This window comes from Citrobacter sp. Cf132 (genome assembly GCF_030333885.1).
In the GTDB taxonomy this organism is placed as follows: Bacteria; Pseudomonadota; Gammaproteobacteria; order Enterobacterales; family Enterobacteriaceae; genus Citrobacter; species Citrobacter freundii.
In genome coordinates this window covers 584,090-597,406 of record NZ_JAOWFA010000057.1, presented here as the reverse complement: position 1 = coordinate 597,406, position 13,317 = coordinate 584,090, and the positions used below count along the sequence as shown (strand labels likewise).

Annotated in this window: 14 protein-coding genes; 5 read left to right on the top strand and 9 right to left on the bottom strand. The window is 49.0% G+C overall.

What is annotated here, in order from left to right:
• Window positions 1-626 precede the first annotated feature (626 nt).
• On the top strand, window positions 627-1,055 hold the full coding sequence (gene uspC, locus OGV85_RS16280; protein WP_061548584.1) for a universal stress protein UspC: 429 nt from the start codon (window positions 627-629) through the stop codon (window positions 1,053-1,055).
• A 17-nt stretch (window positions 1,056-1,072) separates the two neighbouring features.
• Here uspC and otsA read toward each other — a convergent pair whose 3' ends face one another.
• The 6 genes from otsA to OGV85_RS16250 all read right to left on the bottom strand — a co-directional run bounded on the left by otsA (window position 1,073) and on the right by OGV85_RS16250 (window position 7,941).
• A complete protein-coding gene (gene otsA, locus OGV85_RS16275) occupies window positions 1,073-2,494 on the bottom strand; it encodes an alpha,alpha-trehalose-phosphate synthase (protein ID WP_061548585.1) in 1,422 nt (473 codons plus the stop codon).
• Complete coding sequence (gene otsB, locus OGV85_RS16270) at window positions 2,469-3,272, bottom strand: trehalose-phosphatase (protein ID WP_061548586.1); 804 nt, start codon at window positions 3,270-3,272, stop codon at window positions 2,469-2,471. The genes otsA and otsB overlap by 26 nt, the downstream gene beginning before the upstream one ends.
• 175 nt (window positions 3,273-3,447) lie before the next feature.
• Complete coding sequence (araH, locus tag OGV85_RS16265) at window positions 3,448-4,434, bottom strand: L-arabinose ABC transporter permease AraH (protein WP_003034609.1); 987 nt, start codon at window positions 4,432-4,434, stop codon at window positions 3,448-3,450.
• 14 nt (window positions 4,435-4,448) lie between these two features.
• Window positions 4,449-5,963, bottom strand: coding sequence for an arabinose ABC transporter ATP-binding protein AraG (gene araG / locus OGV85_RS16260; RefSeq protein WP_016150536.1), 1,515 nt, complete (start codon window positions 5,961-5,963; stop codon window positions 4,449-4,451).
• Between the two features lie 115 nt (window positions 5,964-6,078).
• Entirely contained in the window at window positions 6,079-7,068 is a 990-nt protein-coding gene (locus OGV85_RS16255; protein ID WP_003034602.1) for an arabinose ABC transporter substrate-binding protein, read from the bottom strand.
• A 315-nt stretch (window positions 7,069-7,383) separates the two neighbouring features.
• The gene (locus OGV85_RS16250; RefSeq protein ID WP_003034599.1) at window positions 7,384-7,941 is read right to left on the bottom strand and encodes a DJ-1/PfpI family protein; all 558 of its coding nucleotides are present in this window, start codon (window positions 7,939-7,941) and stop codon (window positions 7,384-7,386) included.
• Between the two features lie 553 nt (window positions 7,942-8,494).
• Between OGV85_RS16250 and OGV85_RS16245 the strand changes: the two genes are divergently transcribed.
• Window positions 8,495-8,998 (top strand): non-heme ferritin-like protein, encoded by a 504-nt coding sequence (locus OGV85_RS16245; protein ID WP_003034597.1) that lies wholly within the window; start codon window positions 8,495-8,497, stop codon window positions 8,996-8,998.
• A 139-nt stretch (window positions 8,999-9,137) separates the two neighbouring features.
• On the opposite strand, the gene OGV85_RS16240 is transcribed toward OGV85_RS16245, so the two are convergent.
• A complete protein-coding gene (locus OGV85_RS16240) occupies window positions 9,138-9,389 on the bottom strand; it encodes a DUF2766 family protein (RefSeq protein ID WP_003034595.1) in 252 nt (83 codons plus the stop codon).
• Window positions 9,390-9,519: 130 nt separating this feature from the next.
• Between OGV85_RS16240 and OGV85_RS16235 the strand changes: the two genes are divergently transcribed.
• A complete protein-coding gene (locus OGV85_RS16235) occupies window positions 9,520-10,941 on the top strand; it encodes an MFS transporter (protein WP_061548587.1) in 1,422 nt (473 codons plus the stop codon).
• 33 nt (window positions 10,942-10,974) lie between these two features.
• Here the strand turns inward: OGV85_RS16235 and OGV85_RS16230 are convergent, their stop codons facing one another.
• Window positions 10,975-11,613, bottom strand: a complete 639-nt coding sequence (locus tag OGV85_RS16230; RefSeq protein WP_061548588.1) for an RpiB/LacA/LacB family sugar-phosphate isomerase — start codon at window positions 11,611-11,613, stop codon at window positions 10,975-10,977.
• 267 nt (window positions 11,614-11,880) lie between these two features.
• Between OGV85_RS16230 and yecR the strand changes: the two genes are divergently transcribed.
• Both yecR and ftnA read left to right on the top strand, forming a co-directional pair.
• Window positions 11,881-12,216: a YecR family lipoprotein gene (gene yecR, locus OGV85_RS16225; RefSeq protein WP_003034590.1), complete on the top strand. Its 336-nt coding sequence runs from the start codon at window positions 11,881-11,883 to the stop codon at window positions 12,214-12,216.
• A 194-nt stretch (window positions 12,217-12,410) separates the two neighbouring features.
• Window positions 12,411-12,908: a non-heme ferritin gene (gene ftnA / locus OGV85_RS16220; protein WP_003034588.1), complete on the top strand. Its 498-nt coding sequence runs from the start codon at window positions 12,411-12,413 to the stop codon at window positions 12,906-12,908.
• Window positions 12,909-12,953: 45 nt separating this feature from the next.
• Here the strand turns inward: ftnA and OGV85_RS16215 are convergent, their stop codons facing one another.
• On the bottom strand, window positions 12,954-13,193 hold the full coding sequence (locus OGV85_RS16215) for a YecH family metal-binding protein (RefSeq protein ID WP_003034586.1): 240 nt from the start codon (window positions 13,191-13,193) through the stop codon (window positions 12,954-12,956).
• Between the last annotated feature and the right edge of the window lie 124 nt (window positions 13,194-13,317).

Sequence of the window (13,317 nt, the reverse complement as noted above, 5' to 3'; positions counted from 1 at the left end):
GCTCACATCAATTCTTACAAATGTCTAAGATTTTTCCTAATTCGACGCAACTCTACCCGCCGTCAGTTACACATACAACGGAGCTATGCTGCGAATTTAAAGAATATGTGATCAAGATCACATAAACCAGCCAAACACTTAACATAAATCCATCAGCATGGCTTTTACTTTGCTTATTTCTTAACCTTCCATTATCCATTTCGATTCCTGATGTACGAATATTCTTGCAATAAAAGCGAATAGTATTATGTTCACGACCGTTAATATCACGCCGTGAAATAGCGAGCTGGATCACATATTTAACTCAAAAAACTTTTTTAATTAAATTCTTTATAAACAATGACTTAAATATTTAGAGCGATTAATTAATACCGCGATGTGACGACCTTGCAAATGTTAATGTATGTTTATTTTTTATTAACACATTGTTTTCATTAACCGTGGGTTTTACTTAAGTTACCTGAACATATCTGCAACCAATATGAATCGATTATTCTATTTATAAGAATAATTAATGAATAATCATGATGACATTCACACTATGAAGGAAGGAAACGTTGCAGTATGGAGTAAGCTGAGTAAAGCTGAAAAGCCCTCTCATAATTCTTGAAAAAAAGGAGCGAGTTATGAGCTATTCGCACATTCTTGTTGCTGTTGCCGCCACCCCTGAAAGTCAGCAGTTGTTAAACAAGGCGGTTTCTATCGCTCGCCCTGTCAACGCCCGAATTAGCCTGATTACACTGGTCTCAGACCCCGAACTGTATAACCAGTTTGCAGCTCCCATGCTGGAAGACCTGCGTGAAGTCATGCAGGAAGAAACTCAGGATTTTATCGACAAACTTAGCAAAGAAGCAGAATACCCCATTGAGCATACCTTTATTACCTATGGGGCTCTGAATGAACATATCCTGGATGTATGCCGCAAATACGCCATTGACCTGGTCATTTACGGCAACCATAACCACAGTTTTTTTTCACGCGCTTCCTGTTCAGCGAAAAGCGTGATTCATACCAGCCAGGTGGACGTTCTTCTGGTTCCGCTAGCCGGAGATTAATACACAGCGCCAGGACTTCATGCGAGTTTAGAACAGGAAGAAATATTGTCTGGCAGTTGGCATTGACTCCGACGCGGCGTGACTGTTTTAAGATCACTAATGAACGTCGCCTGCCAGTTGTCGATATCGTTTTTAACGATAGTCTCAAGCATTTCAGCGTGGCGCGAGATGCGTTCGGTAAGTGGCATCGTCAGCGCCTGGTTTAATGCGCCTGCCACTTCATCCCGGTCATAAGGATTAACAATAAGCGCAGAGGTTAGCTCATTCGCCGCCCCGGCAAATTGCGATAAAACCAGCACGCCAGGGTTAGCAGAATCCTGTGCGGCCACAAACTCTTTCGCCACCAGGTTCATACCATCGCGCAACGGGGTCACCAATCCTACGTCAGAGTAGCGGAAGATCTTCATCAGCAATTTACGATCAAAGTACTGGTTCAGATAGTAAAGCGGCGTCCAGCCCAGTTGCCCATATTTGCCGTTGATTCGCCCTGCTTCTGTTTCCAGTTGGTGGCGAATATCCTGATAGGCCTGCACCTCTTCACGCGAGGTCGGCGCTATCTGCGTATAGCGAATTTTACCGTGGTGCTGCGGATAATTTTCCAGTAAGGCCTCGTAGGCCTGAAAGCGCTCCGGCAAGCCTTTGGAGTAATCCAGACGCTCCACGGAGAAAATATTCTGCACATTTTTAAGCTCCGCTTTTAGCTGCGCCAGTTTTGGCGGCAGCGGCCCGGACGCCTGTCGTGCAATCTCATCAGGTTCGATACCGATGGGATAGACCTGAGTGCGAAACGCTTTTCCCCATGCCAGGTGCTGCTTATCTTTATGCGTGGACACCCGAGTCTGGGCTGCGAGACAGTCCAGAAAGGCCTGGCGATCGTTTTCGGTCTGGAAACCAAGCAAATCAAAATCACACATTTGCTCAAGTAGCGCCAGATGTGGAGGGAGCGCATTAAAAATTTCCGGCGTCGGAAAAGGAATATGCAGGAAAAAACCGATGCGGTTATTCACACCGCGCTTACGTAACTCGCAGGCAAACGGCAACAGATGGTAATCATGAATCCAGATGATGTCGTCATCGCCAAGCAGCGGCAGAAGTTTATCTACCAGTAAGGCATTAACCCGTTGGTAGCCTTCCCAGGCAGAGCGCTGAAACTGAACTAAATCCAGTCGATAGTGAAATGCGGGCCATAAAACCGCATTTGAAAACTGGCAGTAATACTCTTCGTAATCTTGCTCACTCAAATTAAACGAGGCCCAGGTGATATTGCCACGCGTGACTTTTTTTAACGGTTTATCCTCATTACCTGTATCACCACTCCAGCCAAACCACAGACCACCAGCAGCTTTTAACGCGCCCAGTACACCGACCGCGAGCCCACCCGCGCTCCCTTTGTCATCTGGTGAGGCGATACGATTAGATACTACGACTAAACGACTCATAGCCACCTCTTCTGTTATTCGTTGCTTTCGATTCTTGCTGCGAAGAGTCAATTTGCTCCAGCCAGCGCCAGACATCCCTGACACCATCCAGACGCCATGTCGCCTGCGTCGGCCCGATCCCCACCTTCACGGAAATACCGCCAGCGCGGTTAACCACAGCAAATCCTGTTTCATCTGTCAGATCATCACCGAAAAACACAGGGATCCGGCCAGCAAAAGGCGCTTCCTGCATAAATGCAGCTATCGCGTCGCCTTTATTGCTGCCCTTAGGCTTTATTTCCACGACACATTTTCCGTGCTGCAGAGCAAGCTGCGGCCATCTGCGCGTGATGCGTTCAGCCAGGGTAATCAGCGCAGCTTCGTGTTCGGGTGCCTGGCGATAGTGCAACGCGAAAGCCATACCTTTGGTTTCCAGCGTCGTCCCCGGTAACGTCACTAACGCTGCGTGTAATAAAGCCCCAGCTTCACGCTCGATACCTTCAGGCAGGTGTACTATGTGCGTTTGACCATTGATGTCACGGCGTTCTGCCCCATGCACTCCGGCAAGCGGAAAACGAAACGGAGTAGTGAGTGCGTCAAGCTCAACCATTGAGCGCCCTGAAATCAATGCCAGCGCATCCGCATTATGCGTCGCTAACTGATGTAAACATTGCAGGATTGCCTTAGGGACAACGACCTGGTCGGGAAAGGGTTTAATCTCAGCAAGTGTCCCATCGAGATCAAAAAAGTAAGCACAGTTTACAGATTGTTCAGGGGGTAAGATCAGTGATGCTGTCACCCGGTTATCCTCCTCATCATAGTCAGAACGCCACGCGGATCGCGGCGTATAGATGATGTATGACGGATATAAGTATAGACAGTGTGACCATGCTCGCCATTTGGAAAAACAATCGCCAGCCGGGTAGCGGCTGGCGATGGGCAGAAGCTAGACTAAAAAGTTAGGGTTTAAATCATCAAACGGTACGCTTCGCTTTTTGCTTGTAACGGTCGAAGATCACCGCCGCCAGCAGGATGAGGCCACGTACCACATACTGCGCGAACGGAGAGATATTCAGCAGGTTCATCGCATTCTCAACCGTACCCAGGATTAACACCCCGGCCACCACATATGAGATTTTTCCGATGCCACCTTTAAGCGAAACGCCCCCTAACACGCAGGCTGAAATCACGATCAACTCATAACCGATTGAGGTCATTGGCTGGCCGCTGGTCATACGCGATGCGAGGATAATCCCGGCAATGGCGGATACCAGACCGGAAAGAATAAAGATAATAATCTTGGTACGAACAACCGGAACCCCTGCCAGGCGCGCCGCCTCTTCATTGCCCCCAATGGCCAGCGTATTACGACCAAACGTGGTTTTGTTCAGCAGTAAACCAAAGACAATGAAACAAACGACAGTGATCCAGATAGGCGCAGGCAGACCAAACCAGTTAGCATAACCGAGTGTAAAGAAACGCTCGTCTTCAATCCCGACAGCCTTACCGTCGGAGATAATATAAGCCAGACCACGTACAATCTGCATCGTCGCAAGAGTAGTGATCAGGGCGTTAATTTTTAACCGCGCAATCACGAACCCATTCACCAGGCCACACAGAATACCGAGCAGAAGTCCGGCAGCCACGCCAATCCACAAACTTTCAGTCATGTTAATGACTACGGCAGTGGTAACACCAGCACAAGCAATCACAGATGCGACAGACAGGTCGAAATCACCGGATGCCAGACAAAACAGCATCCCACACGCGACCATGCCCGACATCGATACTGCCAGCCCCAGTCCCTTCATATTGATGAAGGTGGCAAAGTTTGGCACAAACAGGGAACAAACGAGGAACAGCACGGCGAACACCACCAGCATACCGTATTGATCCCAAATGCGGCCCAGATTTAGCGCCGACTTCGCTGCGCCAGAACCCGATGTAGAAACGGAAGACATCATACTCTCCTTATTCAGGCTACAGCCTGGCTGACTTTAGGCATAGCAAGGCTCAACGCCTGGCGCTCATCCGCCTGTTCATGAAGTAACTCACCGGCAATTTCGCCTTCTCTCATCACCACAATACGATCGGCGACACCGAGCACTTCTGGCAGGTCACTGGAAGCAAACAATACGGCCACACCGCGCGCTGCGAGGGCATAAATCACGTTGTAAATTTCATGCTTGGCGCCTACATCAATGCCGCGTGTAGGCTCATCCAACAAAATCACCTTCATCTCTTCCGATAACCAACGACCGAGGATAGCCTTCTGTTGATTACCGCCGGAGAGATTCATGATCAGTTGCTCTGCACCCGGTGTTTTGATGTTGAGTGAACGAATATGGTGATCGGCATTGGTCTCTTCCCAGCCGTTGTTGATCACGCATCCCCCCAGAACATGCTTACGTCGTGCACTAATGTTGATGTTGTTGCGCACTGAATGGACCGGAATGATCCCTTCGGCTTTGCGATCCTCCGGGCACAGCATCATCCCTGCTTCAATGGCATGGCTTGGTTTACGGATATCGATAGGCTGTTCATCAATAAATACCTGGCCCGCCGTGATACGCGTACCACCGAACAGTCCTTTCATTAATTCGCTACGTCCGGCCCCCACCAGGCCAAACAGCCCGACAATTTCACCGCTTCGCACGGATAAACTGATTGGTGTACGCACGCCCGGGGCTTTTACCTCATGCAACCGCAGACGCTCTGCGCCATACGGTCTGGATTTCCAGCCATAGATATCCCCGAGGTCGCGCCCGACCATCGCCTGCACCAGCGCGTCGTGATCGACCTGCTGCATATCCGTGAACGTTTTGACGTAATGACCATCCTTAAACACAGTGATGGCATCGCTGAGAGCAAAAATCTCCTCCATACGGTGCGAAACGTACAGAATGATGCGTCCTTCGTTGCGCAGCTCACGGATGACACGAAACAGATTCTCAATCTCACGTGCTGACAGGGAACTGGTCGGTTCATCAAACGCAATAATTTTGGCGTTTCGCGCCAGCGCTTTTGCAATCTCCACCATCTGCCACTGACCAATGGAGAGGTATTTCAATGGGGTATCGGGATCGATATCCATGCCCAGATGCTTCAGCTGGATTGCTGCTTCATAGTTCAGCAGCGAGCGGTTCACAATCCCGCCTTTGTGCGGTAACTGCCCTAAATAAATATTCTCGGCAACGGTCATTTCCGGGACGAGATGCAGTTCCTGATAAATAATGGCGACGCCGGCGCTGAGCGCGGCAGTGGTATCCGCGAAGGAAACTTCTTGTCCGCGGATCGTCAATGATCCCGTCGTTGGCGCATAGTTACCGCTGAGAATTTTTAAGAGTGTTGATTTCCCGGCGCCATTTTCGCCCATCAGCGCATGCACCTGTCCGGCATAGCAGTCGAAACTGATATCCGTCAGCGCCTTAACGCCGGGGAACGTTTTGCCAATGCCGCGAAATGAGAGATACGGGGTAGACTGTTGCATAACGTCTCCGTGAGTCAGATCTTTATGCCGGAGGGGGGCTTTGCCTCATCCGGCCTTCTGAGGACGCAATTCGTAGGCCGGATAAGACGCGTTGACGTCACATCCGGCATTTGTGTTACTTACCGCCTAAGCCTTTCTTCGCCAGCTCTTCTTTGAAGTTATCGCGGGTAATCAGCACCACATCCGTCACTTCAGTGAATGCCGGTGGCTCTGCACCTTTCGTTACCCAGTTGTAGAGCATTTCACTGGACTTGTAGCCGTGAACGTCCGGGCTTGGCAGCAGTGAACCGTAGAACCCGGTCGCTTCGCCTTTAGACAGTTCGCTAACCGCGTCAACGCCGTTAATCCCGATACCAATCACGTTTGGCGCTTTGAAGCCCTGCCCTTCGGTTGCACGTACGCCGCCCAGCACGGTGTTGTCGTTCATGCCGACAATCAGCCAGTGTTTGACTTCAGGATGCTGAACCAGCATGGAGTTAGCGGCGTCGAATGCGCCGGGGATGTCATTCGATTTTGTTGGGACCTGGTAAATCTGTTTTTCCGGGAAGCCTGCGGCTTTAAGCGCTTCCATTGAACCAGAAGTACGACGACGTGCGGTATCCAGTTCGTTGGCGGTAATGGCCATTACGGCGGTGGATTTCACATCCCAACCGCGTTTTTGCATCTCCTTGTACAGCTCCTGGCCCTGGCGCTCACCAATTTTGGTTGCCGCCATCATCACCAGCGGTACGGTATCCATCGGCTTACCTTTGGCATTGGCAAACTGGTCATCGACGGCAATGACTTTCATATCGTAGCCACGCGCCTTAGCCATAATAGCTGGCCCCAGTTTTGGGTCTGGCGTACAAATAACAAACCCTTTTGCTCCACTTGCAGCCAGGCTGTCGATGGCGTTAAGGGTTTTCTCACCATCCGGGACGGCAATTTTAATCACCTCAAAACCAAGGTCTTTACCGGCTTTATCGGCGAATTTCCATTCAGTCTGGAACCACGGTTCTTCCGGCTGTTTGACCAGGAAACCGAGCTTCATGGATTCAGCGATAGCGGATTGTGACATAATGGCCGCCAGACCGATGGCAGCCAGCGCTTTAGTGAATTTGTGCATGGTTAACTCCAGCTTTAACGTTCTTTTATGTAGGGTAAAATCAGACGATTTTTTGTAATTCGGACGTAAAACAAGGCATTACCTTTTATTGATAAGATCAATGCCAGTGCTGAGAGTATTTGTAGCGGGAAATTGATTCTCCATAAGAGAGCGGCATCACACCACAGAATTACAGTAATTGCGTACATAAATTCAGCGGGAAATGACATAAAAAAACGCGGTTTTGTCGACGGGAAAAAAGAGGAATAGCAGATTAGTCCATAACATCAGCCAACGAATCCTTGTTCCCGAATACCGGAGTATTCGGGAAAATGATTACCATCGGTAATAAATGTGATCAGCGTGATCGCGAACCGGAATATCATCTCCCAATAGACGCGCCGCAAGCGTCAATGCAAAATCGAAAATATGCCCTAACCCTTTACCGCTAATCAGGTTGCCATCTTCCACAATCGGCGCATCGATATATTCCCCATCCGTTACGTTTTGCCACAGATCCCCCGAACACACGTAGCGACGCCCCTTCAGCAGGCCGTTGCCACCCAGCACGCGCGCAGCCGCGGAACACACCGGGCAAATGAGTTTTCCTGCCTCGTCATGGCGAGCGATAAACTGGATGACAGCCTTACTGGCGGCAAGATTAACGCTGCCCTGCGGCCCGCCCGGTAACACAACGGCATCGTAAAGATCCGTCTGACGCGCAGCCAGCGTGCTGTCCGTCACCATCGGCACGTCATGATAGCTCACCACCGCACGGGACTCGGCGCAGGCCAGTGTTTCAACTTCGATCTGCAGGCGGCGCAGAATATCAATGGTAACAATGGCTTCCGCCTCTTCAAAACCAGGTGCCAGTAGCACGGCAACCTTTTTCATACACACTCCTCGATTTTTCCAAATACACCAAACCATAAATGCCGAATCATTCAGGCGCTTAGCTTTATTAATTTCCACAAAACTGATCTGGCGCAAAAAATTAGCCAGCAGATAACGTTCACTGACACGTCCCGATAATGAAATTTCTCCATCCCAAGGCCGGATAATCATCCGGTGAGAGACAATACCTGATTGTGAAATTCAATTTCGTGATATGAAACATCATTTCAATATTAATACTTGGATTTAATCCCATAAATATCAATCTCTTATATTCACACCACTTATATACACAAGCAGAAAAATCACTAATATTGCTATGACAATATGTAAAAAATCATAAATACGCAGATTTAAGGATTTTCTTAAGTCGGAACAGGAGTTATGCTGAATCTCGATCGGGAGCGAATATAATTCGTGATCACTAAAGGACCGGCGGAACGGATTTATTCTGCTAACAGTTTTAATTGTACGTAGAGGTGATGTGTAGCGGCAGCCCGTTGCACTGACGTAAGTAACGTACATCCCCCTTTCTGGAAATAAGGATATTGATATGGCTGCAGTTGGAATTGTTCATAAACTCAACACACAAATGAACCTCGAGTTCTACGCATCGAATCTTTACCTGCATCTCAGTGAATGGTGTTACGAACACAGCCTGACTGGCACCGCAACCTTTCTACGCACTCAGGCACAAGGTAACGTGACTCAAATGATGCGTATGTTCAATTTTATGAAAAGTGCCGGGGCTAACCCCATCGTCAAGGCTATTGATGTTCCGGGTGATGAACTAACTTCTCTTGAAGAACTGTTTCAGAAAACGCTGGATGAATACCAACAGCGTTACAGCAAGCTATCACGCTTGACCAATGAAGCAGAAGCCTTGAATGATGCAACAACCATTGATTTTCTTCACGATCTGGAAAAAGAGCAGCAGCAGGATGGCGTGCTGTTACAAACGATTCTTGATGAAGTCCGCAGCGCTAAACGTGCGGGACTGTGCATGGCGCAAACCGATAAGCATCTGCTGAACGTCGTGAATTATCAACATCACTAATCTTCAATTTTCATCGTGTTAATGCCGGATAACGATGCGACGCACCTTATCCGGCTGGTGCTTAATTTTCTCTACGCTCACGCCTCTCATTCTGCGAGGCGCAAAAAAACCTTTCTAAAACCTGAAACAACGGTTTATTTTAGTGAGATTCATTCTGCGGCGTGAATTTCAACTCGATCAAGGCAACTGCTTTTTGTATTGCGCGCATAGTAACCGGATCGGCGCCCGCAGGATGGCTGGAGAAATCGATGCTTTTCAGTTGGCTGGACATTTTCTCCCGCACTTCTACTGGGGCAATAACATCAAGAACATCCAGAATCTGCTTGATAACCAGCTGACAGGCAACAACGTCCGAGAGCAGTTCCTGATCGGCATTCAGTGTTTGGGACATAGTGAGCTCCTTATAGAAAGGTCGTCATAGTACCTATTCAACGAACGAAACGATAGCCGCGCATGCATTACGAATGCGCTGGAAAATAAAAATAGATCCAGTCAGTTTCTTTTGAGATGGCAAACACAACATGAGTGAACATTTAGCGGTTGAGAACAAACGCGGTCTATCCCCGGCTGCATTACTTGTTGCCGGGGCTTTCTTTATGGAGTTTATTGACGGCACGGTGATTGCCACCGCACTGCCCGACATGGCGAAGAGTTTTGCCGTGCAAGCGGTAGACCTGAACATAGGTATCAGCGCCTATCTGATTACCCTCGCGGTGCTGATTCCCGCCAGCGGCTGGATTGCGGATCGCTTCGGCGCCCGAAAGGTGTTTACCCTGGCGCTGGCGATATTTACTCTCGCCTCGGTTTTATGCGGTTTGTCCGAAAGCCTTGAGAGCTTTGTCGCCATGCGAATCTTACAGGGTGTAGGTGGCGCGCTAATGGTTCCGGTTGGCCGACTTGCGGTATTGCGTACCACGCCTAAACATCAGTTGATCACCGCTATTGCGACCCTGACCTGGCCCGCGTTAGTCGCCCCCATCATTGGCCCTCCCCTTGGCGGATTCATTACCAGCTATGCCAACTGGCGTTGGATCTTCTTCATCAATGTACCGCTCGGGATACTGGCGATTGCGCTGGCGCTTCGTTTTATCCCGGATATTCATGACGACGAGCGCCGCCCATTTGATATAACGGGATTTATCGCAACCTCTATTGCGATGGTAAGCCTGGTGTATGCCATGGAGTTACTGGGAACCCAACAGCCTCAGGGCTGGCTGACCGCCGGACTTTTGGCGCTAGGAACAGTGACATTTCTGTTTGCCCTGCATCATTTTCGTCGCGCCGCATGGCCAATGATTCGCCTTGATGCCATGAACGTCCCTACTTTTCGCGTCACCATGTATGGCGGATCGCTGTTTCGTGCCTCTATCAGCGCCGTGCCGTTTCTGCTGCCGTTAATGTTTCAGGTAGGTTTTGGCATGAACGCTTTTCACGCGGGTTCGCTGGTGCTGGCGGTATTTGTGGGCAATCTGACGATTAAACCGGCCACCACACCGTTGATACGTTGGCTGGGCTTTAAGAAACTGCTGTTGATTAACGGTGCGCTTAACGTTCTGGCGCTGCTGGCCTGTGCATTAATTACGCCGCAGACCCCCGTGTGGGTTATTTTGCTGGTGTTGTATCTGGGCGGTGTGTTCCGCTCAATTCAGTTTACCGGCGTCAGCACGCTTGCCTTCGCGGACGTCCCCGCGGCACAAATGAGCTACGCTAATACGCTGTTCAGTACAGCGACACAATTAGCGGTAGGATTGGGCATTTCTTTAGCCGCTATTGGGATCCGCATTGGCGATGTGGTCAGTGAAAGGCTGGCATTGGGCAATATTCCAGGGATCAGTTTCCGGCTGGCCTTTGTCGCTATTGCCATTATTTGTCTGGTAGGTATGGTGGATACGCTGCGGCTCACCCGTGATGCAGGAAGTGCAGTATCGAACAAGAACAGGTAGCCCGGAGGGTGAACGCTGCCGGGCCAACAGGATTTAGCCAATTACCTCGCGTACAAACGCTTCGATTGCTTTGTCCTGGCAGTTTTCAAAGAAGCACTGCTGGAAGCGCGGGCCCGATACAGCGGTTTTCACCAGCTCAGGATCGATAGCGCGCAGCGTGTCCAGATAATTTTCTTTTACTACAGCCGCTTTCACCTGATTCAGAATACCGACGTTACGCACCTGCGGCTCTTTACGCTCCGGTGGGTAGCCTTCGCCGTTACGCCCGGTGAACGCTTTTTCAAACATATAGCGCACATTCAGCTCAGCACCCCAGCCAAAACCTTTGGCGAATGCCAGAGAAAGCGCGTTGCCGTTGTTGATCTGAGAGAACAAGAACGCATCTGCAGGATCGAGGCAATAACCACACACCACACCCGGATGGATATTCAGTGACATCATTGCCCCCTGGCCCGTGCCGCAACCGGTGACCACGAAATCAACCGCTTTGGAATTAAGCAGGATGCTGGCCATAATTCCTAAATGGATGTAGGTCAGATGATGATCATTTTCATCGCTCATCCCAACGTTATAGACCGGAAAACCTTTCTCATCCGCAACGGTTTTAAGCTCGTTATGGATGATGGCGTTTTTGCTTGCCTGGCTGTTTTCCATCATCAATGCAATTTTCATTCTGTACTCTCCTGAATGCGCTGCGGTAGCCCGCTGAAAGTCATAACATTCAGCCACATTACTATTTTGCAATCACACTTTCAAATTTAATGAAATTTAGTTTTAAAAAACAAAGTTGCGCTCACATTCTTGTCTGAACAGTTCAGAATTGCCTCAAACGAATGACCTCGTTGTGATTAATCACAGGTGATCTTCGGGCTATTCAAGCCATTGATGAGGGCCTCTGTATGCCATGATAGTGTATCTTCGAACTTTCAGAGCGATCTCATGAAGACCTTTATCCTAGCGCTTTTGCCGCTCGTGCTGACAGGATGCACAATTACAAAACAGGCACAGGTCAGCGAAGCCAGCGCCATCACTGGTGTGGTTCGCCTGACTTATAATCAGGCCATGTTACAAACAGCACGTACCGATGACTACGTTACCCAAGGAACAGCCACCAAAGAGTGTCAGCGCCTGGGCTATGCCAGCGCTGAAGCGTTTGGTCAGCCGGTGTCAACCTGCAGCGTATATGCAGGCTCTCTGTGCTTAAATACCAAAATTACACTCGCCTGGCAGTGTCATGGAGTCGCGGTATCGCAATCCCCCTCATTCAATTATTAATATTTCCGACCAGCACATTTTTGCTGGTCTTTTACCACTTTATTATTTATATCCCCTGCTTAATATCGTTAATGCGTTTTATTCCCATTCGCATTTTTAATAAATAATTTTATTATTTTACCTTTTGCAAATAATTAAATAACAAATTATAGTGACGCCACGTCAATATATAATAATGTTTGTGGAGCAGAACCATGCTGAAAACAGAAATGATCGACCAACTGAATGAGCAAATGAATCTTGAATTATATTCATCTCTGCTCTACCAACAGATGAGCGCGTGGTGCAGCTATCACAGCTTCGAAGGTGCCGCCGCGTTTTTACGCCGTCACGCCCAGGAAGAGATGACGCACATGCAGCGTCTGTTCGATTACCTGACCGATACCGGCAGCTTGCCGCGTATTAATACCGTTTCTTCACCTTTTGCTGAATATGCGTCTCTGGATGAACTGTTCCGTGTCACTTACGAACACGAGCAGTTGATCACCCAGAAAATTAATGAGCTGGCACACGCGGCAATGACCCACCAGGATTATCCAACCTTTAATTTCCTGCAGTGGTATGTTGCCGAGCAACATGAAGAAGAGAAATTATTTAAATCTGTTATTGATAAGCTGTCGCTGGCAGGGAAAAGCGGCGAAGGTCTTTATTTCATCGATAAAGAACTGGCTACGCTTGATACGCAGAATTAATAATTTGGGGTAATGAAGGCAACCCGCCATCATTACCCATTAAAATCAGTGACGGCAGATCTTGCTTTCGTGCGTAGAGAAGCCGTCTTCTTTTGCAATAAACTTTCCCTTCGCCGCTAAAAACGCCACCAGCTCGCCTGCCGTCATATCTGCCGCAGAACAAGTGTGGAAACGTGCCTGCTCGCCGAAACGTGCCGTAATCGCCGCTTCAAGGCTGGCATTTGAATACTGCTCGCCAGATTCAATCATCATGTTGAGCACTTCGTGACCGTGAATAGATTCCATACTACCTCCTCAATAAAGACCGTAGCCTAATGTGAACCGCACGGCGCTGCTTTGCGCTAACGCAGGTTTATCCGCAGATAAATGTCATTTGTTATACATCTTAATGGTCAAAAATATCGTAAAC

Bases quoted from the DNA above. Each gene is read 5' to 3' on its own strand.
- uspC (WP_061548584.1), top strand. From the start codon at position 627: ATGAGCTATTCGCACATTCTTGTTGCTGTTGCCGCCACCCCTGAAAGT.
- otsA (WP_061548585.1), bottom strand. From the start codon at position 2,494: ATGAGTCGTTTAGTCGTAGTATCTAATCGTATCGCCTCACCAGATGAC.
- araH (WP_003034609.1), bottom strand. From the start codon at position 4,434: ATGTCTTCCGTTTCTACATCGGGTTCTGGCGCAGCGAAGTCGGCGCTA.
- araG (WP_016150536.1), bottom strand. From the start codon at position 5,963: ATGCAACAGTCTACCCCGTATCTCTCATTTCGCGGCATTGGCAAAACG.
- OGV85_RS16255 (WP_003034602.1), bottom strand. From the start codon at position 7,068: ATGCACAAATTCACTAAAGCGCTGGCTGCCATCGGTCTGGCGGCCATT.
- OGV85_RS16250 (WP_003034599.1), bottom strand. From the start codon at position 7,941: ATGAAAAAGGTTGCCGTGCTACTGGCACCTGGTTTTGAAGAGGCGGAA.
- OGV85_RS16245 (WP_003034597.1), top strand. From the start codon at position 8,495: ATGGCTGCAGTTGGAATTGTTCATAAACTCAACACACAAATGAACCTC.
- OGV85_RS16240 (WP_003034595.1), bottom strand. From the start codon at position 9,389: ATGTCCCAAACACTGAATGCCGATCAGGAACTGCTCTCGGACGTTGTT.
- OGV85_RS16235 (WP_061548587.1), top strand. From the start codon at position 9,520: ATGAGTGAACATTTAGCGGTTGAGAACAAACGCGGTCTATCCCCGGCT.
- OGV85_RS16230 (WP_061548588.1), bottom strand. From the start codon at position 11,613: ATGAAAATTGCATTGATGATGGAAAACAGCCAGGCAAGCAAAAACGCC.
- yecR (WP_003034590.1), top strand. From the start codon at position 11,881: ATGAAGACCTTTATCCTAGCGCTTTTGCCGCTCGTGCTGACAGGATGC.
- ftnA (WP_003034588.1), top strand. From the start codon at position 12,411: ATGCTGAAAACAGAAATGATCGACCAACTGAATGAGCAAATGAATCTT.
- OGV85_RS16215 (WP_003034586.1), bottom strand. From the start codon at position 13,193: ATGGAATCTATTCACGGTCACGAAGTGCTCAACATGATGATTGAATCT.